This window comes from Bacillus cereus, assembly GCF_007678085.1.
Classification (GTDB): Bacteria; Bacillota; Bacilli; order Bacillales; family Bacillaceae_G; genus Bacillus_A; species Bacillus_A cereus_BE.
On record NZ_VEDW01000003.1, the window covers coordinates 583,838 to 609,699 of the forward strand.

Below are 25,862 nucleotides of genomic sequence, written 5' to 3' on the forward strand. Positions count from 1 at the left end.
TATTGACAAAAAAGCGTTCTCATGTGATAATTCAATTAAATTTTTAGAATAATCAAAAAATATTCCTTTTACATAGAAAGGATTCGAACATTATATAAATATTACGCCGGGGGTGACGAAATGTTATTTTTTCTAAAGAAATGGAATGAATTAAAAGATGTGAAATCTGAATTGGCACTTCGTGATTGGTTTTATGGTACAAAAATTAGTTTATCACTCTGTACGTCAAAAGAGCCGTTAACTTTTTTAGTAAACGTTGAGGGAAGAGATAAAGGGTTATTTTCAGAAGAAGACTTTATTGTTGTTAATTGTATGTGTGAGCCAGTATTTGAAAATGAAGAAAAACCAGCTGCAGAATCATTTATGCATGCGGATATTTATAAAAAAAGTAGTGCAGAATGTATTTTACAAGTGCAGACTGTAGATAGCCATTTAATATCAGAGTTATATGGAGAAGAAGGGGAAGTAACATTCGATAAACGTAGCGTGGAACGTGTTTTTGGAAAAGAAGGCATAACAGAAATGACAATTCCCATTGTAGAAGATGAGAAAAAATTCGCTGATTTATTAGAAAATAATGTACCGAATTTTATTGAAGGTGGAGGAGTAGTTCTCGTTCATAATTATGGCATGATCGTGTGGGGGAAAACTCCAGAAGAAGCGAAAAAATGGTTAGAGGGTATAGAATATTTAATGAATTACCATGTAAAGTTGTTAATGATAAAAGGTGCAAAGAGCTCTGTTATATAGAATGTTTGTGATGTCGTTACAAGTCAATAAATAAATGAAAGCGTTTTAAAAATAATTTTACTCATAAAATATAGGTCTCCTTATTATATATAGATTACATGTTGACATGTAAGGAGGAACATATTTTGCGAGTTAAATATCATTTTCTGCCAAAACAGCAAGTAACATTTTGCAAAATGAACGATTCAGGTGAAGAGGCTTTGCACATTATGAATGAAACGGGATTTCGAGCAATCCCTGTATTAGCAGAAGATGAAAAGAAATTCATGGGGATTATTTATAAAGTAGATCTTTTAGAAAAAAAGTGTAATAGTGGATTAGAGAAAGTGAGTACGGAACATATGCTGGAAGATTCCTCTGCATTTATTTTTGAAAAAGATTCTTTTTTTAGAGCATTTTATGTTATTCGTCGACTTCCATTTTTAGCTGTGCTAAATGACTATAATGAATTTGTCGGTATTTTGACGCATTCCAATATATTTGATGTTATTGAAGATTCATTCGGTATGCGGACGGGTGGTTATATATTAACAATTGCAACACAAGATTGTAAGGGAACGATTAAAGAACTTGGGACATTGTTGAAAGCATTTAATATCGGTGGACTATTTACGCTAGATAACGGTGATCAATATATTCGCCGCGTTATCGTAAATATAGCAGATGAGTTAAATGAAAAAAGATTAAAGCAATTAATCGAAAAAATAGAGAAAAAAGGATTCAGGGTGAGTCATGTAGATTATATTTAAGGTGGAAAGGAAAGGTACCAATTTGCTATATGCAAATTGGTACCTTTTTAGTGTGAGTAATGAATCTTATTTTGAAACAGGAGGTGGAGATAGTGCTAAATCAGATAAAAAAATAAAATCTGCATGTTCGCGAATGTTAGGAATAGAAGTTTCTATAACACGTGATGTAATTTCACCTGGAGGCCCAACGTGTCCGATAGCTACCATAATCGGTTTTTCTTGAAGTTTTTTAATGAGTAATTGGGCTTGTTTTGAAATATGTGCCGCTGTATATACATCATCAAAAAATAATTGGTTTTCAATAATAGGCACTCCTAATTCTTTCCCGATTTTTGGGACGACACTCTTAGGATTTGTTTTGCTATCTAAATAAAATAAACCATGTTTTTTACAAGCTGCAAGTATAAGTCTTACAATTCTTTCGTCTGCGGTCACTTTTGATCCCATATGATTGTTCATCCCAATTGCATGTGGTACTTCTTGAATCGCTTGTTCGAGTCGGTTATTTATTTCTTCGTCGCTTAAATCAGTTGTAATTGCTTTTGGTCCAAGCCATTCTTTTTTACCTTTAATAGGTTCCATTGGCATATGTATAATAACTTCGTGTCCTTTCTTATGAGCCGCTATTGCATCTTCCTTTGTGGAAGGAAGAAAAGGCATAACAGCAACAGTTAGTGGAATAGGAAGTGATAACATTTTATCAGTCCCTTTCATATTATTGCCGAAGTCATCAATGACAATAGCTACTTTGTTTGTATGAGCCTTTGCTTCGATAGGAAATAAGAAGGATGGTAAGAACATCGTAAACATAAGCAATGCAATCGTATATTTGCGCATATAAATATTTCCTTTCTATTTTATCCCGCTATTTGCGAGCTGTGAGGAATGAACAAAATCCCCAATGATTAAACTTCACTTTATCAATCATCATTATGTTTTGCGTTTTTATATAAATTAAACAAAAAATGTCGAAGAAAAGTATATGGAAAATAGAGAATCCGCTATTTAATTGGTATTTGTAAAAAAAGAAGATGAAAAAAATGTCTATTATTGCGAATGTATTTACAAAGATAGAATAATTTGTAATAATTCTCAAAGTGAGGGTAAAGATTTGTAAATTACAGGGAGAAAATGTTAAATTTTCTGATTCTTCAAATTCAAATATGATTAAGCTGTTAAAAGGCCAATGGAGAAGTGAAGTTGAGAGCATGGAAGTATAATAAGGGGGATATGAATGTTTACTGTAAAAAGGAAGTACACATTAGAAAAGCTTTCACGTGATATTCATATGAAACGTGAAGAAATGATTCAATTAGGTTTAACAAGTGGGTTAAATAGTATGGAGACAATTCAAGTTAGTCAAGAATTGGACAAGCTTATTTTACAGTACCAGTGTTATAAAGAAAAGCAAACACCAAAATGGTTATCAATTATAAAGGTACCTATTTTTCAAATTGGGTATGAAGGGAAATCAAGTAATTTTTGGCGAATGCTTGTGGCTGGTTTTATGAAATAAGTATAATTACCCTTTTGGGATAAGGATAATTATACTAGGTGTAACGGAATTTCGATATGAACTGTCGTTCCTTCGTTTTCTATACTGTCGATAAAAATATGCCCATTGTACATCTCTACAATTCGTTTACATATGACAAGTCCAAGACCTGTTCCAGTATCTTTATTAGTAAAGAACGGATGAAAGAGGTGTTTTTGAATATGTTTTGGAATCCCTTTTCCAGTATCTATAATTTGCAATTGTGCGTGTGTTTCATTGTTTGTCACGGAAATAGTCAGTGTGTCACTAGAAGTCATGGCTTCAATTGCATTTTTTGTAATGTTTAAAACCACTTGTTTCATATGGTCTTTTGAACAACGGATATGAACAGGGTGGTCTGGCAAATGTAAATGGAATACAATGTTATGTAGATTCGCCTCAGATTGAATAATTAATGCTACCTCATTTAGAATGTTTCTCACATCATATGTTTGTTCAATGATAGCAGTTGGCTTTCCAAGAATAAGAAATTCACTTACAATTTCATTAATCCGTTCTATTTCTTGTTCGATGATGGAAAAATAGAACTGATCTTGTTCATCTTTATATTTCTCTTTTAATAGAGCGACGAGCCCTTTAATTCCGGTAAGAGGATTACGGATTTCGTGGGCTGTACTAGCTGCAAAAGTTCCAACTAATTCAATTTTTTGTAGTTCATTTTGTTGTCTTTCTAGTTTAGTTTGACGTTTTAATAGCATATATTGAGCAAGTAAAAATAAAATAGACATTAAAAATAAAGTAGCTATACACTCTATTGCGACCCACTGGTATAAGGTTTTTTGATGGATAGGCAATGGAGAAACAGAGACCTTCCAATTTAATCTTTGGAGTGGGGTAGTAAGCATATTAGAATGTGCATCGCTTGTTTCGTTATTGTCATCAGTTAGAAAAACTACATCATATTTATCAGTTACTTCAAAATGGTATTGTGGCTTAATGGCATTTAAAGATGATGAAATGTAGTCAAAGCGTAAACTTGCTAACAATAAGCCTGATAGCTCCTTCTGTTTATTGAAAATGGGAGAAGCAATCATAATAGCTTGATGTCCAAGAACACGATCTGTAATGACTGATGATACAGTTGTTTTCTTCGTTTGTAATACGTCTTGAATATATTTGCGATCTGAGACATCAACAGGTGGTCGGTCGCCTTCGGATGCGATTGTAATGATGCCTTCTGGTGTAGCATAATATAACCCAGAAAAACGGGCATCGTTTCCATCTGTATCATGTACAATTTGTTTCACTCCATTTATATTTCCAGTCTCGGTTCCTACGACCTTTGAGAGCATTTCTAATGCAGAAATTGCTTCACCAAGGTGATGATCTAAATAGTCTCTATATAAAAAGAGAACCGTGTGAGCAGATAGTTTGTTTTCCTGTTTCATCTTATACGAATGATATGAATAAAATGTAGCACCAATCCCTATTGTTGGTAGGATAACAAGCACTATATATAAAACTATGCTGTGGAATTTGACTTTCAAATTTGGTACTCCTTCTTTTTTATTATCATTATATATAAACTATGTTAAAATTGTCATGTTTTTATTCAAGAATCATTCATCATATATTTGGGGAGAGGAAATGAATGAGTGAATACTCATTCGGAAATTACATGAAGTACTAAGCTGTTTTTTCTTTTTATTACTGAGAATTTAAGTGAAGGGTTGAAAGTTGTATGACATCAAATAATGAACGAGAAGATATTTCTCAATCTCTAAAAGTATTTATTGCATTATCTCGTGTACATCGTTCTGTTATGGATACTACAAATAAATCTATACAAAGTAACGGGTTAAATCCAACTGAATTTGCTGTATTAGAACTGCTATATCATAAAGGCGGTCAACCACTTCAGCAAATTGGTGAACGTATTTTAATCGCTAGTGGCAGCATTACATATGTTGTAGATAAGCTAGAGAAAAAGGGACTAGTAAAGAGAATTCCGTGCCCGAATGACAGACGTGTTATTTATGCACAATTAACTGAGTCTGGAGAGAACTTTATTGCTTCTATTTTTCCAGGGCATGAGCAAGTTATACATCAGTCGTTTGAAATGTTAACGAAAGAGGAAAAGGATGAATTACTTGATCTATTAAAAAAGATTGGAAAGTATGAAAAGTAATAATATGTTCCAAAGGAGCTTTGGATAAAGAAATCCAAAGCTTTTTTGTTTATATGTAATGAGGACAGTATATGCCTTATTTTGCTGAAGAAGAAGAGGAGATTTGTAAGTAAGCATTGAATTATAGTAAGGATGCATATAATGGAGAGGAGGCTCGTTCATGTCATTTAAAGACTATGAATATAAACGGCCAAATATTGAAGAATTAAAAGAGAAGTTTACTGTTGCTTTAGAGAAGTTTGATAACGCCAAAACTGTAGAAGAACAAAAACAAGTCATCAATTCAATTAACGAAATTCGTAATGACTTCGGTACAATGGGAAATCTTTGTTACATTCGTCATTCTGTTGATACGACAGATGCTTTTTATAAGGAAGAGCAGGATTTCTTTGATGAATTCTCTCCAGTTGTACAAGGATATGGTACAAAGTATTATAATGCGTTAATACATTCTCCATTCCGTGAAGAATTAGAAGCGTATTATGGAAAACAATTATTTGCTTTAGCGGAGTGTGATTTGAAAACATATTCTGATGAAGTCGTGAAAGATTTACAATTAGAGAATAAATTGTCTTCACAATATACGCAGTTATTAGCATCTGCAAAAATTGACTTTGCAGGAGAAGAAAGAACGTTATCGCAGCTTATTCCATTTATGCAAGGGAAAGAAAGAAGTGAACGTAAAGTAGCAAGTGAAGCATATTACGGATTTTTAGCTGAGAATGAAGAAGAGTTAGATCGTATTTATGACGAGCTTGTTAAAGTGAGAACGAAAATCGCCAAATCTTTAGGTTTCAAAAACTTTGTTGAACTTGGATATGCAAGAATGTATCGTACAGATTATAATGCGGAAATGGTGGCGAATTATCGTCAGCAAGTACTTGATTATATCGTTCCGGTTACAACGGAATTAAGAAAACGACAACAAGCACGTATCGGTGTAGAGAAATTAGCGTATTACGATGAAAACTTTGAGTTTGCTACTGGTAATCCAACTCCAAAAGGAGATGCGGATTGGATTGTTAATCATGGGAAAACGATGTATAAAGAGTTATCGGCTGAAACGGACGAATTTTTCAATTTCATGCTAGATAATGATTTATTAGATTTAGTTGCAAAAAAAGGAAAAGCTGGTGGCGGATATTGTACATATATTGAGAATTATAAAGCGCCATTTATTTTCTCAAACTTCAACGGAACATCTGGCGACATTGATGTATTAACACATGAAGCTGGTCATGCTTTCCAAGTATATGAAAGCCGTAAGTTTGAAATTCCAGAATACAATTGGCCAACGTATGAAGCATGTGAAATTCATTCTATGAGTATGGAATTCTTTACATGGCCATGGATGAAGTCATTCTTTGAAGAAGATGCAGATAAATATTATTTCTCTCACTTAAGTTCTGCACTTCTATTTTTACCGTATGGTGTATCTGTTGACGAATATCAACATTATGTATATGAAAATCCAGAAGCATCACCAGAAGAGCGTAAGACAGCATGGCGTAATATAGAGAAAAAGTATTTACCACATCGTGATTATGAAGATAACGATTATTTAGAGCGCGGTGGATTCTGGCACCGTCAAGGACATATTTATAGCTCGCCGTTCTACTATATCGACTACACATTAGCACAAATTTGCGCACTGCAATTTTGGAAACGTGCAAGAGATAATAGACAAGAGGCGTGGGAAGATTATGTAAATCTGTGCCAACAAGGTGGAAGTAAATCATTCTTGGAATTAGTAGAAGTTGCAAATTTAACATCACCATTTGCTGAAGGCTGTGTGAAAAGTGTCATTACAGAAATTGAAGCGTGGCTACATGCGATTGACGACACAAAATTGTAAAAAACATGCGCTTTTTTTCACATGTTTAACATCGACATAACGAGAAAATGATGAGATAATAAAAGAAAATTCAGAATACTAAAGAGGTGTTTCTAATAAGGAGCACCTCTTTTCACCAACAAAAAGGGGGGAAAGAAGTATGCTTCAATCTAATATGGATGTGAGTTTAGAAAGTTTGGTGAACTCATTACAGTCTACTCGAAGCACGCTATTATCAGAAATTGAAATGTTAAATGATACAGAAGTGAATGTAAAGCCACGCCGTGATAAATGGAGTATTATTCAAATTTTGCATCACTTGCATTTAGTTGAACAATCAGTTACGTCTGCCCTTGTATATGCTTTACAAAAAAATGAAAGAAACACGACTCCATTTAAAGACCTCCAACTTACGCTTGATCGCACATATAAACGAGAAGCACCTCAGCAAATGCAACCAACAGAAACGTTAATGAAAAAACAGCAAGGAATTCAATTGCTAGAACATTCACGACAAGAACTATTACACGCGCTTCATAGTGTGATAGATGAAAAAGATCTATTTGAAAATGGATTAAAGCATCCTATTTTTAATGATTTGAATTTGTATCAGTGGGTTCAATTTCTTGATTTGCATGAACAAAGACATCTTACGCAGTTAAAAGAGGCGAAACACGCAATTTTGCAACGATAATCAGAAGGAAGTGGGAGACCACTTCTTTTTTGATACGTGCATAGTTTTCTTTCTTATTTTGGAATACTACATGGAGAAAGAAAAGAAGGAGTTGAAAAGTATGTCCAAGAAAAAGAAAGAAGAAGAGCGCGCGTGGAAAGCACGTAAAGAAAATCAAAAACCACATGGAAAAGTGAAAGCTTTTGCTGAATTAGTTGAAGGAACAGAAAAAACGTGATGAAATACTCATCACGTTTTTTGTATGAGTGGAAAAGTTAATAAGAAGGTTGTACCAGTCCCTTTTTCACTTATAATATCAATTTTTCCATTCATAGCTTGCACAACGCTGAATACGACCATCATTCCAAGACCAGTACCTTTGTCTTTTGTTGAGTAGAAAGGGGATCCAAGGCGTTTTACTTGTTCTTGATCCATGCCAACTCCTGTATCTTTTATATATAATTGAATATGCTTATGATCAGGAACTAATGTGAAATAAAGATCACCGCCTTTTGGCATGGCCTCAATGCAGTTTTTTAAAATATTTAACAAGCATTGATTTAGTTTTTGTTTTTCTCCCGAGATAAAAAAAGAAGTACTTTGCTTTATATAATGAGTACGCACATTTGCTAAATTAGCAAGCGGTGTAATTAGCGATAATGCATGTAATAGTTCTTCTTCTAACTGTAATCTTTGTTCTTTTTCAATACTTGGTTTTGCAAAGGTTAAATAATCTGTAAGAACGTGATTTGCTTGTTCGATTCCGTTGATGGCTATGTCAATATATAATTTTCGCTCTTGCTCAGTGCAGGTATCTGACTGCAAAAGTTGTAAAAATCCTTTCGTTGAAGTTAATGGGTTGCGAATTTCATGAGAGATGGATGCTGCCATTTCACCAATTAAATGAAATTTTTCAGCATTCATAAGTTCGTTTTGTAGACGAACTTGAGTTTGTAATATGTGTAATAAATATAAAATAAGGATGGTACCAAGTATCGTACATAACTCATATACAATAATATGTGGTATATAATCAGCCTTATTTGTAACCTTTGAAAGGAAGAAAGGTATCCAACTAAATCCGTATGTGAGACTGTAGATAATAGCAAGTATTATTTTTATACGATTAGAAGTTCGATTGAAAAATTTGTATGTAAATAGTAGAACAATAAATAGAAGGATAGAACCGATAAGCGATGGGAAAACACCTATTCCTCCTAATAAGAAGCGGTATATATTTAATACCACTAATATTGATCCACCGGCAATAGGACCTCCGGTTAATGTACCGACAACTAATACGATATGACGCATATCAAATTGAAATCCATAATCTGTTTTTGCTGCGAAAGTGATACATAGTATAGTAACGAGGCAACATAATACAATAAATATAGCTGAATTTAATTTAGGAGAGCGTTTCCCTTTTTGATTCCAAAATAAATGGTATACGAGCATTGTAACAAGGATGAATAATATATTTAAAAAGAGATAAATAATAAAGGATTTCAGTGGGATGCCTCCTCTCTTCTCATATTAAATTAATCATACTATAAAATGAAAGAAATGAAATGAGAAATAGCGGAAAAATCAGAAATTTTTTCTGGTAGTATACAATATGTTACAATAAGCTTTGTCAATGAAAGAAGGAATTCCGTGCAATGCGCGGGAGAGGTTCGCGAACTCCCTCTATAAAAAACTATGGAAACAACAATATCTTTAGGTATTGTTTTGTTTTTTTATTGTGACAGTTCAAGAACGTTCTTTCTTCTTATTCGTAGTAGAGAAGGAGAATGAGTGAAATGAAAAAAGAGAAGGCAGTTGTTGTTTTTAGTGGAGGACAAGATAGTACGACATGTTTATTTTGGGCAATAGAGCAGTTTGCAGAAGTTGAAGCTGTAACGTTTAATTACAATCAACGTCATAAGTTAGAAATTGATTGTGCGGCGGAAATTGCAAATGAGCTAGGAATTAAACATACGGTGCTAGATATGAGTCTATTAAATCAACTTGCTCCAAATGCGTTAACGAGAACGGATATGGAGATTACACATGAAGAAGGTGAATTGCCATCGACGTTTGTAGATGGACGAAATTTACTATTCTTATCATTTGCTGCTGTATTAGCAAAACAAGTTGGGGCACGTCATATTGTAACGGGTGTATGTGAAACTGATTTTAGTGGTTATCCAGATTGCCGTGACGTGTTTGTGAAATCGTTAAACGTTACTTTAAATTTATCCATGGATTATCCGTTTGTAATTCATACACCACTTATGTGGATTGATAAAGCGGAAACATGGAAATTATCAGATGAACTTGGAGCATTCGAGTTTGTTCGAGAAAAAACATTAACATGTTATAACGGAATCATTGGTGATGGTTGCGGTGAATGTCCAGCATGTCAGCTTCGTAAAGCAGGATTAGATACGTACCTACAAGAACGCGAAGGAGCAAATAACTAATGGATAATTTCTTTGGATTTCGCATCGTAGAAAATTTGCAAAAAATGGACAAGGATATTCAGCGTAAACAGCTTAAATATCATAATAAAAGAGTAATGGTCAGCAAGGAATTTACATTTGATGCAGCACACCATTTACATTGTTATGAAGGGAAATGTAAAAACTTACATGGTCACACATATAAAGTTGTATTTGGGATTAGTGGATATGTAAATGAAATCGGTCTTGCGATTGACTTTGGAGATATAAAAGAAATTTGGAAGAATGAAATAGAAATCTATTTAGACCATCGTTATTTAAACGAAACGTTACCAGCAATGAATACGACTGCTGAAAACATGGTCGTTTGGATTTACGAAAAGATGGCAGAAGCATTAATAAAAGATAATCGTGCGAACGAATATAAAGGAGCTCGTGTTGAATTTGTTCGTCTTTTCGAGACGCCAACTAGTTATGCGGAAGTAAGACGGGAGTGGATGCTCGATGAGTAAAATCCCTGTCTTAGAAATATTTGGTCCGACTATTCAAGGTGAAGGAATGGTTGTAGGACAAAAGACGATGTTTATCCGTACAGCTGGCTGTGATTATAGCTGTGCTTGGTGTGATTCTGCTTTTACTTGGGATGGATCGGCTAAAGATCAAATTAGACAGATGACAGCAGAGGAAGTTTGGAATGAGCTTGTAGAAATTGGTGGCGAAAATTTTTCTCATGTTACGATTTCAGGTGGAAATCCAGCGTTGCTGAAAAATATTGAGTTTCTTCTTTCTATATTAAAAGAGAATGGAATGCGAACGGCAATCGAAACGCAAGGGAGTAAATGGCAAGATTGGTTACTTCAAATTGATGAGATAACGATTTCTCCAAAACCACCAAGTTCGACGATGAATACTGATTTTCAGAAGTTAGATGCTATTATTCAGAAACTAGCAGGAAAAGATATTAGTTTAAAAGTAGTAGTGTTTGACGATCAAGATTTTGAATATGCAGTTAAGATGCACGAACGTTATCCAGATGTGCCATTTTTCTTACAAGTAGGGAATGATGATACAAAAACAGTGGATGATGCGATGCTGATTAAAAAATTATTAGATAAGTATGAGTGGCTTATTGAAAAAGCGGTTAACTGTAAAGAAATGAATAATGCAAAAGTATTGCCGCAGCTTCATGCGTTAGTATGGGGAAATAAACGCGGAGTATAATGAGAAGGGATGTTTAAAATGGCAGGAAGATTAGATGAAGATTTAATAGATGTAACATTATTAGGAAATCAAAATACAAAATATTTATTTGAATATAGCCCAGAAATTTTAGAGGTATTTGATAATAATCATCCAAACCGTGATTATTTTGTGAAATTTAATTGTCCTGAATTTACAAGCTTATGTCCGAAAACAGGTCAACCAGATTTTGCGACAATTTATATTAGCTACATTCCAGAACAAAGAATGGTAGAGAGTAAATCTTTAAAGTTATATTTATTTAGTTTCCGCAATCACGGTGACTTCCATGAAGATTGCATGAACGTTATTATGAATGATTTAATTAAATTAATGGATCCGCGCTACATTGAGGTATGGGGGAAATTCACGCCACGTGGAGGGATTTCAATTGATCCTTACTGCAACTACGGTCGCCCAGGAACGAAATATGAACAAATGGCAGACTACCGCATGATGAATCACGATCTATATCCAGAAACAATTGATAATCGTTAATAGAAAGAAGGGGCCTGTATACTATACAGGCCCCTTCTTTCTATTATATTATGCATTTTGGTTAATGACAGTATAGTTTTTATGACTTACAACTGTAAGAGGTTCCATATCTAGTTCTCTAAAATTCTCCATAATTGTTATATCAACAATAACAGAGTTTTGATTTACTTTTTGAACACGGCCTTGCATGCCACCTTTAAATTCGATGATATCTCCAGTTTCTGCGATCTGCATAAGCAACTCTCCTTGTTACAGTTTTTCCAAAAAAGAATAATTTGGGATTTTTTATTTTCCTTTATTTTGAACTATGTTTCCTGTTTTGTAAATGTTTTCAAAGTAAAAATTCGAAAAATATTCACTTTTTGTAAGAAAATATATGAAAAAACATCCTTTTAGGAGATGAACGGGAGAAATGCAGATATTTTTATATAAGAGTATAATGAAAATATACAATGACCTACTAAAGTGGGAGAAACTAGGGGCGGTAAAATGATGTTTGAAGTTGTGGGGAGCTTTATAGTGATTTTATTATTTTTATTTTCTTATATACAGTTGAAGAAAATCCGGCATCATGAAACAACTACATATTTTGACGGATTGGATGGTGCGCATGCATCGATAACACATGATAGTGGTGGTAATGTATAACTTTCTTTTTATGCATGGTATGATGGCAATAAGAAATAGTACATAATACAGTTCGTAAGTGATGAATGGAGAGTGGAAAGAATGAGGATTTCTTTTATTCGTCATGGTCGCTTAGATCGTACTATGGAACCAATGACAGTTACTTCATTTCATGAATGGATGAAACGATATGGCTTACACACTATAACAACAGAAGCTTCTATACCAATGGAAACAATTGAAACAATGGAATCAGCAAAATTAGTCGTAACTAGTGATCAAAGGCGTGCTGTACAGTCAGCAGCTGAATTAATGGATTCTTTATCTTTTATACAAAATTCTCTTTTTAGAGAAGCTGAGGTTCCTTCAAGATTTTTTTCTCCAAAATGCTTGAAATGCAAACCTAACGTATGGATGTTTATCGGACGAACATTATGGGTGCTTGGCTATCATAAAGATGTAGAGTCTTATAAGGAAGTAAGGGAGAGGGCAAAGCAAGCAGCTCATCTATTGCACCGTTACGCTCTCGTACATGGAAGTATTGCTCTTGTAGGTCATAGTTATTTTAATACGATGATTGGGACTGAACTGAGGGCAATGGGGTGGTCTGGTTCACCTATTTTCCATAGGAAGCCATGGGGTTGTACAACATATACGTTTCATGAGGCGATGAATGGAAATGTATTAAATACGAATTTAACATAAAAGCACACGATTTATATAAAAAATCGTGTGCTTTCTTTTTAAGATATAGAAACTTTGATGTTTAATGTTTTTACGAGATGTGCATAAGGTTCCCCTACGAGCATAACGATTTGATCTTTTTTATAACCTAGTTTCTCGTATAGTGAATAGGCACGTTTGTTTTCTAAATTAACAAGTAATGCGATTTTTTCATACACCTTTTCAGTTGCATGGATTTCAGCAGCTTCAATTAATTTAGAACCAATTCCTTTTCCGCCATACGCACTTGAAACTGATAATGTATCAATGTAATATTCATCAAGCTCAGCTTCTTTTTCTAACGTAATCGATTCATCTTTATGTAATTCTCTTAAGTGATGTACAATTGGTGCATCAAGCGTTGTTGCTTCACTACCATGATAAGCGACAATAACTCCAACTGCATCCCCTTCTTGCTCATATACAAAACAGTTTTCATAGCTCAGTCGATTTCTTTCTTTTGAGAACCATGTTTCAAGTCCTAGTAATACTTCTGTCTCAACTGTGCTACCTGTGATTTTTTCAGCAATTTCGTGCAGAGCGTTATACAATAAAGGTGCTACTAGCTTCGCATCTGTCTTTTTTGCTTTCCGAATCATAGTATCCCTCCTAGTTCTATTTATATATTGTAGCATAGTGGTATGGAACTTTGCATAATTGAATGTCGAAATGTTTGATATAGAGAAGTAGCTATGTTAGTATATGATATTTAGTGGACATATAGTAAAGTGATATCGTTTGCGAAATATTGAAAATGAAATGAAGGTATAGCATCTGGATAATTTTACAGTTGTTGACCTAAAGAATATACGATAAAATAAAATATTGCATAGAGGTGAAATACATGGATGAGCAATTAGCAAATACAATTTTGGATCAGCTGAAAAACGGTGAAATAAAGGAGTATGTTGTAACGAAAGATGTATTTTATACGTTTAGGAAAGTTGTAGTAGGGCGTGAAGATTTTAAACATATTATTGGGAACGCGCAGCGCGGCGGACAAGTAATTTATACATATTCAGAAACGCCACGTTCGTAACTAGAAGAATATAGGGGAGGAGAATTATGGGCGATTTTAAACAAGGCATATTACCGCATTGGGATTATATGTGGAAAGATAGAGCCGGGAATAGGTTTATGGGGATGGTAATGTACCCAGAGAAACGAAAGTGTTCGGCAAAAATGCTTCAGAAAATAAAAAGAGCATATGAAGAAGCTGTAGAAATTAAAGTAACTGTACAAGTTCAACATACATATCAGTACGTAGAAGGAATGATTGTGTACTTTGATGAAGAAGCTCCTGTATGTACAATGATTGATAAAGATGAAAATCCACATCATATATTTGTAAAAGATATTTTGCGTATTGAGCACTCTGAATAATCTTTTCATAAGTAAGTTGAATTTCCATAATAATAATCTTTTTCTATAATAGTTATCTTTTAGTATGTAACGCGAACCGAAAGTATATGTATAATATTTAATAAACTAAAATTGATAAATGTAATCGTTTTTTAGAACAGATTATCGTTTCATGTCTGTTCTTTTTTGCGTGATGCTGGAGAAATATATTCCTCCAGCATTTGCCGTTTTATGACAAAATATATTGGTAACTTTTTTAAAAATAAGGTTAAATTCGTTGACAACTTTTTTGAAAAGCACTTTATTGACATGAGTTTTAGAATGTTGTTTCATAGTCATTGTATTGAAAAAAATCGACTATCTTGTCGAAAAGTAAAATTTAAAAAAAGAAAGAATTTATACATATATCTTGTGTCTTATTTTGAAACGTAATACAATATATAGAGAAATCAAGAAACAACATACAGAGAGTATAGATTGGAGAGGGAGGGTCGGAAATGATAGTTGCATATGATTCTATGACAGGAAACGTGAAGCGTTTCATTCACAAATTAAATATGCCGGCCGTTCAAATTGGTGAAGATCTAGTAATAGATGAAGACTTTGTTTTAATTACGTATACAACAGGTTTTGGCAATGTACCAGAACGTGTTTTAGAATTTTTAGAGCGCAATAATGAAAAATTAAAAGGCGTATCTGCAAGCGGCAATCGTAACTGGGGAGACATGTTCGGTGCAAGTGCTGACAAAATTTCTGCTAAATATGAAGTGCCTATTGTATCAAAATTTGAGTTATCAGGAACAAATAACGATGTAGAATATTTTAAGGAAAGGGTGCGGGAGATTGCGACACATTGAACTGAATAATGAAATCACGCAAATGCAGGACGGTTTTTATCAGCTTCATAAAGATAAAGAGGCATTAGAAGTCTTTATGGAAGAAGCTAGAGAGAATACCGTTCATTTTAATAGCGTGGCAGAGCGAATGGAGTATATGAAAGAACATGATTACTATTACAACGTTCTGGACGAGTATAGCTTGGAGGAAGTAGAAGAGGTATATAACATCGCTTATGGTGAAAACTTCGAGTTCCAATCTTATATGGCAGCATCTAAGTTCTACAAAGATTATGCGTTAAAAACAAATGATCAAAAACAATACTTAGAAAGCTATGAAGATCGTGTAGCAATTGTTTCATTATACTTAGGACGCGGTGATGTTGCGAAGGCAAAACACTTCGCAAGCATGATTGTAAAACAAAACTACCAACCAGCGACACCAACCTTTTTAAATGCGGGACGAAGCAGAAGAGGAGAAATGGTGTCTTGTTTCTTGTTAGAGATGGATGATAGCTTAAATTCAATCGGCTTTAACATTAATACTGCAATGCAATTATCGAAAATCGGCGGTGGAGTAGCGTTAAACTTATCTAAGCTACGCGCACGCGGTGAGCAAATTAAAGGTATCGATAATGCTGCAAGTGGTGTAGTACCTGTTATGAAATTACTTGAAGATTCGTTTTCATATGCGAATCAGCTTGGCCAACGAAAAGGTGCCGGTGCAGTATACTTGAACATTTTCCATTGGGATATTATTGAATTCCTTGATACAAAAAAAATAAATGCCGATGAGAAGAGCCGTATTCAGTCTCTATCAATCGGAATTATCGTTCCAAGTAAGTTCTTTGAGCTTGCTGAGAAAAACGAACCTTTCCATGTTTTCGCGCCTTATACGGTGTATAAAGAATATGGAAAGCATTTAGATGATATTGATATCGATGAAATGTACGATGAATTAATGAGCAATCCGAAAGTGAAGAAGAAGCCGCTAGATATTAGTGCACGTGATATGCTTATTAAAATTGCTATGATTCAGCTTGAGTCTGGTTACCCATACTTAATGTTTAAATCAAATGCAAATAACCAACATCCACTGAAGGATATTGGAACTGTGAAGATGTCGAACTTGTGTTAAATATGTAGCACCTTCTAGTAGAAATGCTAGTCGAAAACTCCGTTAAACGGGGAAAGCCTCAAATTTGAGGTAACCTACCGTGCTAAATCTTATCTTAGAATGAAAATATAAGAGTTCAGAATGTATCTTATTATTTTGTATAGCAGAGTGATGGGACAACATAAAGTAATAAGAGACTTTCTGAAGTATTAAGATAAGTAAAAGCCTAACGACTATCCCTTATGGGAGTAGAGCGCAAGCGATTGGCGTTCGAAAAGCGGAGCACCTAACCAGGTAATGCTGCAGGTGATGATATAGTCTGTCCTGTATGGTGACATACAGCAGTTGCTTGAGCAACGGACTGAGGAGTAGCGAACTCGGTTGAACATTCGAGACAGAAATCTTCCAGCTACAAGAAACTTCAGAAATAAATGATTACGGTACAGATGACATCATTCGTCGCGATATTAACTGTAACTTAGGATCGTTAAATATTGTAAATGTAATGGAAAATAAAGAAATTCGTGAAGCGGTTCATGCGGGAATGGAAGCTTTAACAGCTGTTTCTGATATGACAATCATTCCGAATGCACCAACTGTGAAAAAAGCGAATGATGAGCTTCATTCAGTTGGACTTGGTGCCATGAACTTACACGGATATTTAGCTAAAAATAAACTCGCTTATGAAAGTGCAGAAGCGAAAGAGTTCGCTCGTACATTCTTTATGATGTTAAATTACTACTCTATTGAGAAAAGTATGGAAATCGCTAAAGAAAAAGGCGAAACATTTAAAGACTTCGATAAGTCTGACTATGCGAACGGCACTTACTTTGAAAAGTACGAAACGACTGATTATAGCCCGGTAACTGAAAAAGTTCAGCAACTATTTGAAGGAATTCATATTCCGACAAAAGAAGATTGGACAAGTTTAAAAGAGCAAGTACAGAAAAATGGTTTATACAACTCATATCGTCTTGCTATCGCTCCAACACAATCTATTAGTTACGTTCAAAATGCAACTTCAAGCGTAATGCCGATTGTAAGTCAAATTGAGTCAAGAACGTATGCAAATGCGACAACATATTATCCAATGCCGTATTTATCAAAAGATACGTTCTGGTACTATAAATCGTCTTACGATATGAATCAGTTTAAATTAATTGATTTGATCGCAGAAGTTCAAGAACATATTGACCAAGGAATTAGTACAATTCTTTACGTTAACAGTGATATTTCAACACGTGAATTAGCACGTTACTACATCTATGCACATAAAAAAGGCTTAAAGAGTCTGTATTATACGAGAACACGTAAGTTAAGCGTGGAAGAGTGCGTGGCTTGTACCGTTTAATATAAAAATTGATACATGATGAGCAGGGTTTTCTGAACCCTGCTCATGCTTAGTTATCAATTTGTCATGTTTATTTAGAGAAGGGGCGATTGAATGCGTGCGGTAAACTGGAACAAAAAAGAAGATGATTTTAGTTTAATGTTTTGGAAGCAAAACATCGCTCAGTTTTGGACAGAAGAAGAAATTGCAGTGTCTTCTGACAAAAATACTTGGGTGCAATTATCGAAAGAAGAACAAATTGCTTATAAGCGTGTATTAGGTGGTTTAACACTTTTAGATACGAAACAAGGCGGCGAAGGGATGCCTCTTGTACTTGTTCATCTTGAAAATTTACAAGCGAAAAGTGTATTAGCTTTCATGGGTGCTATGGAAGAAGTACATGCGAAGAGTTACAGTCATATTTTCACAACGTTAGCTACTGAAGAAGAAATCGATGATATTTTTGACTGGGTAGACAATCATCCATTACTTGAGAAAAAGGCTGGTATTATTACGAGTTACTATCGTCGTTTATTAAAGCCTGAAGTAACGAAAAAAGAGTTATACATGGCAATGGTAGCCAGTGTGTTCTTAGAAAGTTACCTATTCTATAGTGGATTCTTCTATCCACTTTACTTAGCAGGTCAAGGTAAATTGACGGCAAGTGGTGAGATTATTAACTTAATAATTCGTGATGAGTCAATTCACGGCGTATTCGTCGGTATTTTAGCACAACAACTCTTCGCAGAACTTTCTGCAGAAGATCAACAAGAAGTGCAAAAAGAAACACAAGAGTTATTAATGGAACTATATGAAATTGAAATGGCATACACAGAAGAAATTTATACTTCTATCGGTCTTGTAGAAGATGTAAATCGTTTCGTTCGTTACAATGCGAATAAAGGACTTATGAACTTAGGACTTGAGCCGAAGTTTGAAGAAGAAGAAATTAACCCAATCGTTTTAAATGGTTTACGTACAGATACGAAAAACCATGATTTCTTCTCAGTAAAAGGAAATGGTTACGTAAAAGCAACGAACGTTGAAAAGTTATCTGATGATGACTTCGTGTTTAATTTTTAATATATGATTATAAAAAAGCTGTCTTATCTATTGATAAGACAGCTTTTCTTTATGGTTTTGTTTACATAACACTATTATTTTTGTATAACGAATTCTATTTAAAAAGTTCTATCCAGCTAATGGATAAAACTTATTTGTAATTAAATGGGTATTTACAAACTTTTTGTATCAGTGTATTATTTAACTAGTACACCGATACAAAAGGAGGGAAGAAATGAAAATAGAGTTTTCTCCAAATACACCAATTTACATTCAGGTAATGGAATACATAAAAAAAGAAATTGTAACAGGACATTTATTGCCTGGTGATAAAATTCCCTCTGTACGTGAATTAGCGAGTGAATTACAAGTAAATCCAAATACGATTCAGCGTACATTTCAAGAGCTAGAACGGGATAGGGTTGTTGTAACACGTAGAGGAATGGGACGATATGTAACGAATGAAGGGGAGAAAATTATGGAGCTGCGAAAAGAGATGGCGAAAGAATTACTTCATTCTTTTATAGATGGAATGGACAATTTAGGTTTTTCAGAAGAAGAAATTCTTACAATCCTGCGCTCTTCATTACATGAGAAGAGGGAGGAGAGCGAATGACAGAGTTATTAAAAATAGAAAACTTATGGAAGAGATACGGATTAAAAGCAGTGATTCGTGAATTAAACATAGAGATTACGGAAGGGAAAATTATAGGACTCGTTGGAGATAATGGGAGCGGGAAAACGACGTTATTGAAAATGATTGCTGGTCTGCAGCACCCTTCCGAAGGGAGTATTACAATCGCTGGTAAAAAGGTCGGATTAGAAACGAAAGAAATTGTTTCTTTTATGTCGGATAAACCAGTATTTGATGATTGGATGACAGTAAAAGATTCTTTATTTTTCTATCGAGATTTTTATAAAGACTTCGACATTCAAAAAGCGGTAGATACGATTGCGGAATTTAAAATACCGTTAGAAGAAAGAATTACAGCTTTATCAAAAGGTATGGTTGAAAAGCTACAAATTATTTTAACATTTTCGAGGAAAGCGAAGTTATACGTACTAGATGAACCGCTTGGCGGAATTGATCTCGTTTCTAGAGAACATGTATTAGAACTTATTTTACAGTTTTATCGCGAAGATTGTACCATTTTAATTGCAACACATTTAATTGGAGAAGTGGAAAATATTTTTGACGAAGTAATCTTTTTAAAAGATGGTGAGAGTGTACTACATGAAAATGTAGAGGAGTTACGCTTTCAGCGAGGAAAAGCTGTCACAGATGTGTTTAAGGAGGTGTTTAGTAGATGAAGGCCAGTTTAATATATATGTACAATGCGAATAAAAAACAAATTGTTATTTCGTTATTGTCATTCATATTTATTGTAGCTGTCGCTTTTGTAAGTATGGGAAATTATATTAAACAAGAATCAGGAGAAGTAAGGCAAATGATTACAATTGCTTTAGTATTCTTAGTTTATTTAATTTTTGCGGTATTAGTATTTCTGCAGGCGATGTCTGCGTTTGGGAAAATGACTGAAAGTAAATTATTTCGGTTAACACCGATATCTGGTAAAAAAATTGTTTTAGCAATATTGTCATATGCAGCAATTAGCTTAATGTGTTTTGAATTAATAGGTGCTATGTTTTTCTATAGTATTTCGATGAAAGTAATAAAAGGTACAGAACTCCATGAATTGTTATTCACCGAAAGTACACTTACACTAGATATGGTAAAGCAGTTATTTAGTAGCGTGTTATATGTATTTAATTTATCAAGTATATTGTTAGTCTTACTTTTTATAGTAGCTGGAGTTAAAGTATTTTCTTTGAAAAAGAAAAAAATAGAGTATGTAATTATTTTCTTCTTATTTTTACTAGTGACGAAAGTAATCAATATGATATATGAAATGTTAGGCGGATTTGCACCTACATCTGCTTTTATCAAAAAATTAGTTTATATAGATGAATCGACAGATGTAAATCTCATACTATATCCAGAAAAACTTATGAATGTATATAGTATTGCTTTTTCAATCGGTATATTTGTTTTACTTGTTTATATAACAGGTCGCATAATTGATAAAAAACTAGAAGTCTAAAGGAGGAATCAACATTGGGAAATGTAGTAGTAAAGTTAGAGAATGTTCGAAAAAAAATTGGTGGAACGGAAATTATCCGCGGTTTATCATTTGAAGTTCGTGAAGGGGAAGTGTACGGGTTCCTTGGACCGAACGGTAGTGGTAAAACGACGACAATTCGTATGATGACAGGTCTTATATCAATGACAGAGGGCGATATTACAATTTGTGGTCATAGTATTCGCACGGAGCGTGAAAAGGCGCTAGAGCAAATTGGAGCGATCGTAGAAAATCCTGAACTATATGATTATATGACAGGAATGCAAAACTTAAAGCATTTTGCGAACATGGCAATTACATCAATTAGTAAAGAGCGCATTGCTGAGATTGTAAAGCTTGTTGAATTAGAGCATGCGATTCATAAAAAGGTGAAAACATATTCACTTGGTATGAAACAACGTTTAGGAATTGCACAGGCATTACTTCATCAGCCGAAAATCTTAATTTTAGATGAGCCGACAAATGGATTAGATCCAGCTGGTATTCGTCAAATTCGTGATTATTTACAGCGTTTAGCGAAAGAAGAGAATATTGCCGTAATCGTATCAAGTCACTTGTTAAGTGAAATTGAACTTATGTGTGATCGTGTCGTTATTATTAAGCAAGGGGAGTTTGTACAAGAGTACAACTTACATGAACAAGCGAAACATGATGAGACAGTCGTCGTAGCGTTTGAAGTAGATCAAGTACAGAAAGCAAATGAAATCATTAAAGGTAAGGCGCAAGGAAATGTAATTGCAGTATCTGTAACGAAAGAAGAAATTCCACAACTTGTAAAAAGACTTGTGAATGATAATGTGCTTATATACGGAGTTACTGTTCAAAATAAAACGTTAGAGGATGAGTTCTTAGCGATTACAGGGGGAGTGAAAGCGTAATGTTTAAATTAATTCAAAATGAATTTTTAAAGTTGCATGCGAAAAAAGGTATGTATATTTTAATTGGTGCCATTGCAGTATTGGAGATTTTGGGAGTTTTAGCGATGCTGAAATGGGGAGACGGAAGTGAATTTAAAGGATCATATTTAGATTTTGCAAGTTCAGAGATTGGTTTAATTACTTTGTTTGCAACAATTTTTGGAATTACGATTGCTTCTCGTATGATTACGGATGAGTTCCAAAAAGGTACAATTAAGCAGTTATTAATCCGTCCAAGAAAACGAATTACAGTTTTATTCTCTAAGTATATTACAGTGTTACTTACTATAGTATTTATCATATTTGCTAGCACGTTAATTGCAATGATTATTGGCGGAATTGTAATGGATGGTAGTAAAACAGAATTAACGGTAGGAATCGTAATGAAATCTACTTTATATCAAGTGCTTTCACCATTCTTCTTTGCGACGCTTGCATTTTTCTTAGCAAACGTATTTAGAAAGTCTGTATTACCATTAATTATTACGATGTTCCTCTTCTTTTTACAAGGACCAATTAATATGGTACTGATGATGTTTGCAAAAGGTGTAGCAAAGTTTGTAGTGTTTTTCCATTTAAATTTAAGTGTGTATGATAGCAATAAACTAGTAAGCGGCGGATCAGAACCGACATTTACAGAGTTTACATTTACAACTTCATTCTTACTTGTAGCTGCATACTTTGTTGTATTACTTGTAGCATCAAGTGTATTATTCCAAAAACGTGACGTATTATAATAAAAGAAATCCCCGCTTGTAAAAACGGGGATTTTTATTACATAACTTTCTCGTATATTTCAACTGCAAGAAAAGAATGATTACTATATATGTTGTTCGAAAGTATTTGAGAAAAATAGGAAGAATTTCAACTATATTCATATTATAATTTAGTTATCACACCATTTATTTTTACTATCTTTGGAGGTGTACTATATGCACTATGCATTTTCACACATAAGACTACGCAGTTTTTTTGGATGGATGATTATAGGATTGTTCCTTACGATGATTCCATTAAGTCTAGCAAATGTTTCTGAGAATACGATGGAGGTTATTTCACAAATAACTGTATTTTTTGTATTTCCGTTATTTTGGTTATACGTAAAAACAAATAAAAATAATGTTGTATTCAATAGTTTTTTTGATAAAACAGGACGTTTACCGTGGGGATTAATTGTATTAGCAACGATAATGGGAATGATTTTTTCAGTTGGTATATCTCATATTCAATTTTACATATTAGCACATACGTTACCGAATTTCTTAGTTACTATGTTAGAAGACGGAAATGTTATTAACACGAGTAACGTATATATGACGATATTTACTTTCATTTCAGCGTGTGTGTTAGCACCTATTATGGAAGAGGTTATTTTTAGGGGATTCTTTTTACAGCGAATGGCTTACAAATGGGGAATTAAAAAAGCTGTCATTATATCTTCACTTATTTTTGGCCTAGGACATTTTGATGTTATTGGCGCGTTCATGTTTGGCGTTGTTATGTGTCTTTTATACATAAAGACGAAAAATATATGGACGAATATCGCTGTGCACGCTCTAAATAATTTCATTGCAACAAGTATGCAATTTGTCGGTGGAGAAGAGAGTAGTGCCATTTCAATTCCTGAATTACAAGCGCAAAGTAATTTATGGATCGGTATCGGTCTTACAGTTGTTGGATTACTTTGGTTAATTCCTTACGTTTGGAAACAATGGCGCATGGTAAAAGAAGTTGGTGTGCCACCAGTGCGCTTTATAAATGAGGAAAAAATAGTGAGTGCATTACAAGAAAATGAAGAGTATAGTCAAGTGTTCGTAACAGATAGACTGATGGCTGTAGAGCTACCAGATGAGGCTGTAAATAAGCTTCGGTTAGAAGAAAATGATTATGTAACAGTATCTGTAGAAGAAGATAAAATCGTTATAAAGAAAGCACTTGATAGATAATTAAAAAGTAGCTCCTTAGGAGCTACTTTTTAATTTGTAATAATTTCTACACGAAAATTATTACCGTTCTTTACATATTTAATATCTGTAACGATACGGACTGTTTTTAAAATCTCCACTTTTTCACCAATTCGAGGGATAGTCGGAACATTGTCCCAAATGCCAAGCAAGTCATCTAATTGTGCCGTTTTTTCATAAAACCAGATTTTCAATGTAAAGCCCCTTTCTCGAACTTTATGTATTTTAATACATGATATATTATTTTTATTCTTAATGTAAGGGGTTTTTTTATATTTTATGAATAAAAATTAATTAATTTTCTGGGAAGATATGTTCAATATCAGGAGTAAGAGATACTTCTGATAATACGATATGAGAAACAGTCGTTGCATATGAGGAAACATCATTGATAAATTCTTCAAGTTCAACGAGTGAAGGAACAGAAATTTTTACAATGTAACATAAGCTTCCTGTTACGCGGTAACAAAAACTTGCAGATGGATAAGACTGAATAAACTGTTGCATACGTGTTGTATCACCATTTTTTAAAGTGATTTCCAAAATACAATCTAAAACAAGTCCTGCTTTTTTATAATCGATATCGATTGTGTACTTTTGAATCACGCCTTCACTTTCAAGTTTACGAACACGTTCTGCAGTAGATGGAGCAGATAAGTTTACTCGTTTTGCCAATTCACGCATGGATAGGCGACTATCATTATATAATTCATTTAAAATTTTTCGATCTACACGGTCTAGTTGCATTTGTAAATATACCTCCAGTAAAATAATGATGTTTGTAAAGGGAAACTATAAATTAAGATTCATATGAAATGTAAAGTGAACTTTATTTATTTTACAATAAAACAGAAGGAAATAGGAGGGGAAATGATGGAGAGAATTTCATTATCAAATGTAGGAGATACAAAGTTTCAAAAGTTATTAGGGCATAATCCAGAGTTATTACATTCATGGAGTACGTTAGAGAATACACTGTATAGTAAAGGAACTCTTTCGGCAGAGCTGAAGGAGCAAGTAAGAAGAACATTAGCGTACGGGAATGAATGTCCGTACTGTATGGCAAAGGGAAGGCCTGATGATATGCAAAAGGTAGAAGAAATGAGTGTAGCCGTTACTTTTGCACATACATTTGTTCATGACAAAAAGGCGATAGATGATAAGATGTTTTATGTATTGAAACAATACTGGACGGAAAAAGAAATTGTAGAGCTTTGCGCTTATATTTGTTTTATTACTGCGTCACAACAACTTGGTTTTTTGTTTCAATTACAGCCGAATGAAGGAGAAAATAATGACTAATCAAATAGCACTTATCATAATTGATGTACAAAAGGCGTTTCAGTTACCATATTGGGGCCAGAGAAATAATCTTTTTGCTGAAGAAAACATAGGAATTTTGTTAGAAGGATGGAGAAAAAGGAAACAACCAGTTTTTCATATTCAACATGTAAATAAAGAAAATGCTCAGTCGATGTTTTATGAGGGAGCGGAAACAGTAAACTTTAAAGAAGAAGTGCAGCCACTACCAGGTGAAGTGATTATTCAGAAATCTGTTAACAGCGCGTTCATTGGGACAAATTTAGAAGAGCGATTAAGAGAGAACAAATGCAATGCAGTAGTGGTTGTAGGATTAACGACAAATCATTGTGTGGAGACTACGACACGAATGGCAGGGAATTTAGGATTTACAACGTATGTAGTGAGTGATGCAACGGCTACTTTTAACCGTAAAGGTCTAGATGGTAAAGAGTATTATGCAGAGGATATTCACAATATGACACTTGTAAATTTACATGAAGAGTTTGCTACGATTGTGATGACAAAAGAAGTATTAAAATTATTTTAAGAAAATAATTGCGAATTATGTAGAAAAAAATAAGAATATTTCGTATAATCTAAGTACAATCATT

At 33.9% G+C, this 25,862-nt stretch carries 33 protein-coding genes, 1 pseudogene and 1 riboswitch; of the genes and pseudogenes, 27 read left to right on the top strand and 7 right to left on the bottom strand.

Going from position 1 to position 25,862, the window contains the following annotated elements; all coding sequences use genetic code 11:
* Nucleotides 1-120: 120 nt before the first annotated feature.
* Entirely contained in the window at nt 121-750 is a 630-nt protein-coding gene (locus FS742_RS16600; RefSeq protein WP_060630058.1) for a class II aldolase/adducin family protein, read from the top strand.
* Nucleotides 751-875: 125 nt separating this feature from the next.
* Nucleotides 876-1,499, top strand: a complete 624-nt coding sequence (gene cbpA / locus FS742_RS16605) for a cyclic di-AMP binding protein CbpA (protein WP_144613720.1) — start codon at nt 876-878, stop codon at nt 1,497-1,499.
* Nucleotides 1,500-1,565: 66 nt separating this feature from the next.
* Here the strand turns inward: cbpA and FS742_RS16610 are convergent, their stop codons facing one another.
* The gene (locus tag FS742_RS16610) at nt 1,566-2,336 is read right to left on the bottom strand and encodes a divergent polysaccharide deacetylase family protein (RefSeq protein ID WP_144613722.1); all 771 of its coding nucleotides are present in this window, start codon (nt 2,334-2,336) and stop codon (nt 1,566-1,568) included.
* A gap of 397 nt (nt 2,337-2,733) precedes the next feature.
* On the opposite strand from FS742_RS16610, the gene FS742_RS16615 reads away from it, so the two are divergent.
* A complete protein-coding gene (locus tag FS742_RS16615; RefSeq protein WP_000495532.1) occupies nt 2,734-3,015 on the top strand; it encodes an aspartyl-phosphate phosphatase Spo0E family protein in 282 nt (93 codons plus the stop codon).
* A gap of 29 nt (nt 3,016-3,044) precedes the next feature.
* Here FS742_RS16615 and FS742_RS16620 read toward each other — a convergent pair whose 3' ends face one another.
* Nucleotides 3,045-4,541, bottom strand: coding sequence for a DUF3149 domain-containing protein (locus FS742_RS16620; protein ID WP_144613724.1), 1,497 nt, complete (start codon nt 4,539-4,541; stop codon nt 3,045-3,047).
* Between the two features lie 194 nt (nt 4,542-4,735).
* Here FS742_RS16620 and FS742_RS16625 point away from each other — a divergent pair, with 194 nt between their 5' ends.
* The 4 genes from FS742_RS16625 to FS742_RS27820 all read left to right on the top strand — a co-directional run bounded on the left by FS742_RS16625 (nt 4,736) and on the right by FS742_RS27820 (nt 7,927).
* On the top strand, nt 4,736-5,182 hold the full coding sequence (locus FS742_RS16625; protein WP_000203340.1) for a MarR family winged helix-turn-helix transcriptional regulator: 447 nt from the start codon (nt 4,736-4,738) through the stop codon (nt 5,180-5,182).
* Between the two features lie 160 nt (nt 5,183-5,342).
* A complete protein-coding gene (locus FS742_RS16630) occupies nt 5,343-7,037 on the top strand; it encodes a M3 family oligoendopeptidase (RefSeq protein WP_144613726.1) in 1,695 nt (564 codons plus the stop codon).
* 139 nt (nt 7,038-7,176) lie between these two features.
* Nucleotides 7,177-7,710, top strand: coding sequence for a DinB family protein (locus FS742_RS16635; RefSeq protein ID WP_087979889.1), 534 nt, complete (start codon nt 7,177-7,179; stop codon nt 7,708-7,710).
* Between the two features lie 100 nt (nt 7,711-7,810).
* Entirely contained in the window at nt 7,811-7,927 is a 117-nt protein-coding gene (locus tag FS742_RS27820; RefSeq protein ID WP_000038254.1) for a DUF6254 family protein, read from the top strand.
* A gap of 11 nt (nt 7,928-7,938) precedes the next feature.
* On the opposite strand, the gene kinB is transcribed toward FS742_RS27820, so the two are convergent.
* On the bottom strand, nt 7,939-9,147 hold the full coding sequence (kinB, locus tag FS742_RS16645; RefSeq protein ID WP_144613728.1) for a sporulation sensor histidine kinase KinB: 1,209 nt from the start codon (nt 9,145-9,147) through the stop codon (nt 7,939-7,941).
* 207 nt (nt 9,148-9,354) lie between these two features.
* Nucleotides 9,355-9,398, top strand: a riboswitch (PreQ1 riboswitch).
* A gap of 93 nt (nt 9,399-9,491) precedes the next feature.
* Between kinB and queC the strand changes: the two genes are divergently transcribed.
* The 4 genes from queC to queF are packed head-to-tail and all read left to right on the top strand — an operon-like array spanning nt 9,492 to nt 11,870.
* Nucleotides 9,492-10,154 (top strand): 7-cyano-7-deazaguanine synthase QueC, encoded by a 663-nt coding sequence (queC, locus tag FS742_RS16650; RefSeq protein ID WP_098155139.1) that lies wholly within the window; start codon nt 9,492-9,494, stop codon nt 10,152-10,154.
* Nucleotides 10,154-10,645, top strand: a complete 492-nt coding sequence (queD, locus tag FS742_RS16655) for a 6-carboxytetrahydropterin synthase QueD (RefSeq protein WP_000368410.1) — start codon at nt 10,154-10,156, stop codon at nt 10,643-10,645. The genes queC and queD overlap by 1 nt, the downstream gene beginning before the upstream one ends.
* Nucleotides 10,638-11,354, top strand: coding sequence for a 7-carboxy-7-deazaguanine synthase QueE (gene queE / locus FS742_RS16660; protein WP_144613729.1), 717 nt, complete (start codon nt 10,638-10,640; stop codon nt 11,352-11,354). The genes queD and queE overlap by 8 nt, the downstream gene beginning before the upstream one ends.
* 18 nt (nt 11,355-11,372) lie before the next feature.
* Complete coding sequence (gene queF, locus FS742_RS16665; RefSeq protein WP_144613731.1) at nt 11,373-11,870, top strand: preQ(1) synthase; 498 nt, start codon at nt 11,373-11,375, stop codon at nt 11,868-11,870.
* 48 nt (nt 11,871-11,918) lie between these two features.
* Here queF and FS742_RS16670 read toward each other — a convergent pair whose 3' ends face one another.
* Complete coding sequence (locus tag FS742_RS16670) at nt 11,919-12,104, bottom strand: YkvS family protein (protein ID WP_001165081.1); 186 nt, start codon at nt 12,102-12,104, stop codon at nt 11,919-11,921.
* A gap of 255 nt (nt 12,105-12,359) precedes the next feature.
* On the opposite strand from FS742_RS16670, the gene FS742_RS27640 reads away from it, so the two are divergent.
* Together FS742_RS27640 and FS742_RS16675 are read left to right on the top strand one after the other, a co-directional pair.
* The gene (locus tag FS742_RS27640; protein ID WP_186327187.1) at nt 12,360-12,518 is read left to right on the top strand and encodes a hypothetical protein; all 159 of its coding nucleotides are present in this window, start codon (nt 12,360-12,362) and stop codon (nt 12,516-12,518) included.
* 81 nt (nt 12,519-12,599) lie between these two features.
* Nucleotides 12,600-13,202, top strand: a complete 603-nt coding sequence (locus FS742_RS16675) for a histidine phosphatase family protein (protein WP_144613733.1) — start codon at nt 12,600-12,602, stop codon at nt 13,200-13,202.
* Nucleotides 13,203-13,240: 38 nt separating this feature from the next.
* Here FS742_RS16675 and FS742_RS16680 read toward each other — a convergent pair whose 3' ends face one another.
* Complete coding sequence (locus FS742_RS16680; protein WP_144613735.1) at nt 13,241-13,819, bottom strand: GNAT family N-acetyltransferase; 579 nt, start codon at nt 13,817-13,819, stop codon at nt 13,241-13,243.
* 245 nt (nt 13,820-14,064) lie between these two features.
* Here FS742_RS16680 and FS742_RS16685 point away from each other — a divergent pair, with 245 nt between their 5' ends.
* The 12 genes and pseudogenes from FS742_RS16685 to FS742_RS16745 all read left to right on the top strand — a co-directional run bounded on the left by FS742_RS16685 (nt 14,065) and on the right by FS742_RS16745 (nt 23,931).
* Nucleotides 14,065-14,259: an abortive phage infection protein gene (locus FS742_RS16685; protein ID WP_073517441.1), complete on the top strand. Its 195-nt coding sequence runs from the start codon at nt 14,065-14,067 to the stop codon at nt 14,257-14,259.
* Nucleotides 14,260-14,285: 26 nt separating this feature from the next.
* Nucleotides 14,286-14,603, top strand: a complete 318-nt coding sequence (locus tag FS742_RS16690; RefSeq protein ID WP_000502201.1) for a hypothetical protein — start codon at nt 14,286-14,288, stop codon at nt 14,601-14,603.
* 476 nt (nt 14,604-15,079) lie between these two features.
* Complete coding sequence (gene nrdI, locus FS742_RS16700; RefSeq protein ID WP_000634376.1) at nt 15,080-15,439, top strand: class Ib ribonucleoside-diphosphate reductase assembly flavoprotein NrdI; 360 nt, start codon at nt 15,080-15,082, stop codon at nt 15,437-15,439.
* A pseudogene (locus tag FS742_RS16705) lies at nt 15,426-16,553 on the top strand (ribonucleotide reductase N-terminal alpha domain-containing protein); the annotation flags it as partial. The gene nrdI and the pseudogene FS742_RS16705, both read left to right, overlap by 14 nt.
* A 382-nt stretch (nt 16,554-16,935) precedes the next feature.
* A complete protein-coding gene (locus FS742_RS16710) occupies nt 16,936-17,886 on the top strand; it encodes a ribonucleotide reductase large subunit (protein WP_313956675.1) in 951 nt (316 codons plus the stop codon).
* A gap of 93 nt (nt 17,887-17,979) precedes the next feature.
* A complete protein-coding gene (gene nrdF / locus FS742_RS16715) occupies nt 17,980-18,948 on the top strand; it encodes a class 1b ribonucleoside-diphosphate reductase subunit beta (protein ID WP_144613736.1) in 969 nt (322 codons plus the stop codon).
* 214 nt (nt 18,949-19,162) lie between these two features.
* Nucleotides 19,163-19,543, top strand: coding sequence for a GntR family transcriptional regulator (locus FS742_RS16720; RefSeq protein WP_144613738.1), 381 nt, complete (start codon nt 19,163-19,165; stop codon nt 19,541-19,543).
* Nucleotides 19,540-20,238 (top strand): ABC transporter ATP-binding protein, encoded by a 699-nt coding sequence (locus tag FS742_RS16725; RefSeq protein WP_064476714.1) that lies wholly within the window; start codon nt 19,540-19,542, stop codon nt 20,236-20,238. Before FS742_RS16720 ends, FS742_RS16725 begins: the two co-directional genes overlap by 4 nt.
* Nucleotides 20,235-21,029 carry an ABC transporter permease gene (locus FS742_RS16730; protein ID WP_144613739.1) on the top strand — a complete coding sequence of 265 codons (795 nt, stop codon included), beginning with the start codon at nt 20,235-20,237 and terminating at the stop codon, nt 21,027-21,029. Before FS742_RS16725 ends, FS742_RS16730 begins: the two co-directional genes overlap by 4 nt.
* Before the next feature lie 14 nt (nt 21,030-21,043).
* The gene (locus FS742_RS16735) at nt 21,044-21,946 is read left to right on the top strand and encodes an ABC transporter ATP-binding protein (RefSeq protein WP_144613741.1); all 903 of its coding nucleotides are present in this window, start codon (nt 21,044-21,046) and stop codon (nt 21,944-21,946) included.
* Nucleotides 21,946-22,722 (top strand): ABC transporter permease, encoded by a 777-nt coding sequence (locus FS742_RS16740; protein WP_144613743.1) that lies wholly within the window; start codon nt 21,946-21,948, stop codon nt 22,720-22,722. Before FS742_RS16735 ends, FS742_RS16740 begins: the two co-directional genes overlap by 1 nt.
* Nucleotides 22,723-22,917: 195 nt before the next feature.
* Nucleotides 22,918-23,931 (top strand): CPBP family intramembrane glutamic endopeptidase, encoded by a 1,014-nt coding sequence (locus tag FS742_RS16745; RefSeq protein ID WP_144613744.1) that lies wholly within the window; start codon nt 22,918-22,920, stop codon nt 23,929-23,931.
* 29 nt (nt 23,932-23,960) lie between these two features.
* On the opposite strand, the gene FS742_RS16750 is transcribed toward FS742_RS16745, so the two are convergent.
* A complete protein-coding gene (locus FS742_RS16750) occupies nt 23,961-24,143 on the bottom strand; it encodes a DUF3913 family protein (RefSeq protein ID WP_000707104.1) in 183 nt (60 codons plus the stop codon).
* Nucleotides 24,144-24,243: 100 nt separating this feature from the next.
* Entirely contained in the window at nt 24,244-24,696 is a 453-nt protein-coding gene (locus FS742_RS16755) for an Lrp/AsnC family transcriptional regulator (RefSeq protein WP_001175499.1), read from the bottom strand.
* A gap of 63 nt (nt 24,697-24,759) precedes the next feature.
* Here FS742_RS16755 and FS742_RS16760 point away from each other — a divergent pair, with 63 nt between their 5' ends.
* Nucleotides 24,760-25,251, top strand: coding sequence for a carboxymuconolactone decarboxylase family protein (locus FS742_RS16760; RefSeq protein WP_144613746.1), 492 nt, complete (start codon nt 24,760-24,762; stop codon nt 25,249-25,251).
* Nucleotides 25,244-25,798 carry a cysteine hydrolase family protein gene (locus tag FS742_RS16765; RefSeq protein ID WP_144613748.1) on the top strand — a complete coding sequence of 185 codons (555 nt, stop codon included), beginning with the start codon at nt 25,244-25,246 and terminating at the stop codon, nt 25,796-25,798. The genes FS742_RS16760 and FS742_RS16765 overlap by 8 nt, the downstream gene beginning before the upstream one ends.
* Nucleotides 25,799-25,862 lie beyond the last annotated feature (64 nt).

Coding starts and splice junctions, on each gene's coding strand:
- FS742_RS16725 (WP_064476714.1), top strand. CDS start 19,540: ATGACAGAGTTATTAAAAATAGAAAACTTATGGAAGAGATACGGATTA.
- FS742_RS16625 (WP_000203340.1), top strand. CDS start 4,736: ATGACATCAAATAATGAACGAGAAGATATTTCTCAATCTCTAAAAGTA.
- FS742_RS16760 (WP_144613746.1), top strand. CDS start 24,760: ATGAAATGTAAAGTGAACTTTATTTATTTTACAATAAAACAGAAGGAA.
- FS742_RS27820 (WP_000038254.1), top strand. CDS start 7,811: ATGTCCAAGAAAAAGAAAGAAGAAGAGCGCGCGTGGAAAGCACGTAAA.
- FS742_RS16745 (WP_144613744.1), top strand. CDS start 22,918: ATGCACTATGCATTTTCACACATAAGACTACGCAGTTTTTTTGGATGG.
- nrdI (WP_000634376.1), top strand. CDS start 15,080: ATGATAGTTGCATATGATTCTATGACAGGAAACGTGAAGCGTTTCATT.
- FS742_RS16600 (WP_060630058.1), top strand. CDS start 121: ATGTTATTTTTTCTAAAGAAATGGAATGAATTAAAAGATGTGAAATCT.
- FS742_RS16730 (WP_144613739.1), top strand. CDS start 20,235: ATGAAGGCCAGTTTAATATATATGTACAATGCGAATAAAAAACAAATT.
- FS742_RS16675 (WP_144613733.1), top strand. CDS start 12,600: ATGAGGATTTCTTTTATTCGTCATGGTCGCTTAGATCGTACTATGGAA.
- queE (WP_144613729.1), top strand. CDS start 10,638: ATGAGTAAAATCCCTGTCTTAGAAATATTTGGTCCGACTATTCAAGGT.
- FS742_RS16680 (WP_144613735.1), bottom strand. CDS start 13,819: ATGATTCGGAAAGCAAAAAAGACAGATGCGAAGCTAGTAGCACCTTTA.
- FS742_RS16630 (WP_144613726.1), top strand. CDS start 5,343: ATGTCATTTAAAGACTATGAATATAAACGGCCAAATATTGAAGAATTA.
- nrdF (WP_144613736.1), top strand. CDS start 17,980: ATGCGTGCGGTAAACTGGAACAAAAAAGAAGATGATTTTAGTTTAATG.
- FS742_RS16690 (WP_000502201.1), top strand. CDS start 14,286: ATGGGCGATTTTAAACAAGGCATATTACCGCATTGGGATTATATGTGG.
- queD (WP_000368410.1), top strand. CDS start 10,154: ATGGATAATTTCTTTGGATTTCGCATCGTAGAAAATTTGCAAAAAATG.
- FS742_RS16635 (WP_087979889.1), top strand. CDS start 7,177: ATGCTTCAATCTAATATGGATGTGAGTTTAGAAAGTTTGGTGAACTCA.
- kinB (WP_144613728.1), bottom strand. CDS start 9,147: ATGCTCGTATACCATTTATTTTGGAATCAAAAAGGGAAACGCTCTCCT.
- FS742_RS16765 (WP_144613748.1), top strand. CDS start 25,244: ATGACTAATCAAATAGCACTTATCATAATTGATGTACAAAAGGCGTTT.
- FS742_RS16720 (WP_144613738.1), top strand. CDS start 19,163: ATGAAAATAGAGTTTTCTCCAAATACACCAATTTACATTCAGGTAATG.
- FS742_RS16755 (WP_001175499.1), bottom strand. CDS start 24,696: ATGCAACTAGACCGTGTAGATCGAAAAATTTTAAATGAATTATATAAT.
- queC (WP_098155139.1), top strand. CDS start 9,492: ATGAAAAAAGAGAAGGCAGTTGTTGTTTTTAGTGGAGGACAAGATAGT.
- FS742_RS16615 (WP_000495532.1), top strand. CDS start 2,734: ATGTTTACTGTAAAAAGGAAGTACACATTAGAAAAGCTTTCACGTGAT.
- FS742_RS27640 (WP_186327187.1), top strand. CDS start 12,360: ATGATGTTTGAAGTTGTGGGGAGCTTTATAGTGATTTTATTATTTTTA.
- FS742_RS16670 (WP_001165081.1), bottom strand. CDS start 12,104: ATGCAGATCGCAGAAACTGGAGATATCATCGAATTTAAAGGTGGCATG.
- FS742_RS16740 (WP_144613743.1), top strand. CDS start 21,946: ATGTTTAAATTAATTCAAAATGAATTTTTAAAGTTGCATGCGAAAAAA.
- FS742_RS16610 (WP_144613722.1), bottom strand. CDS start 2,336: ATGCGCAAATATACGATTGCATTGCTTATGTTTACGATGTTCTTACCA.
- FS742_RS16685 (WP_073517441.1), top strand. CDS start 14,065: ATGGATGAGCAATTAGCAAATACAATTTTGGATCAGCTGAAAAACGGT.
- queF (WP_144613731.1), top strand. CDS start 11,373: ATGGCAGGAAGATTAGATGAAGATTTAATAGATGTAACATTATTAGGA.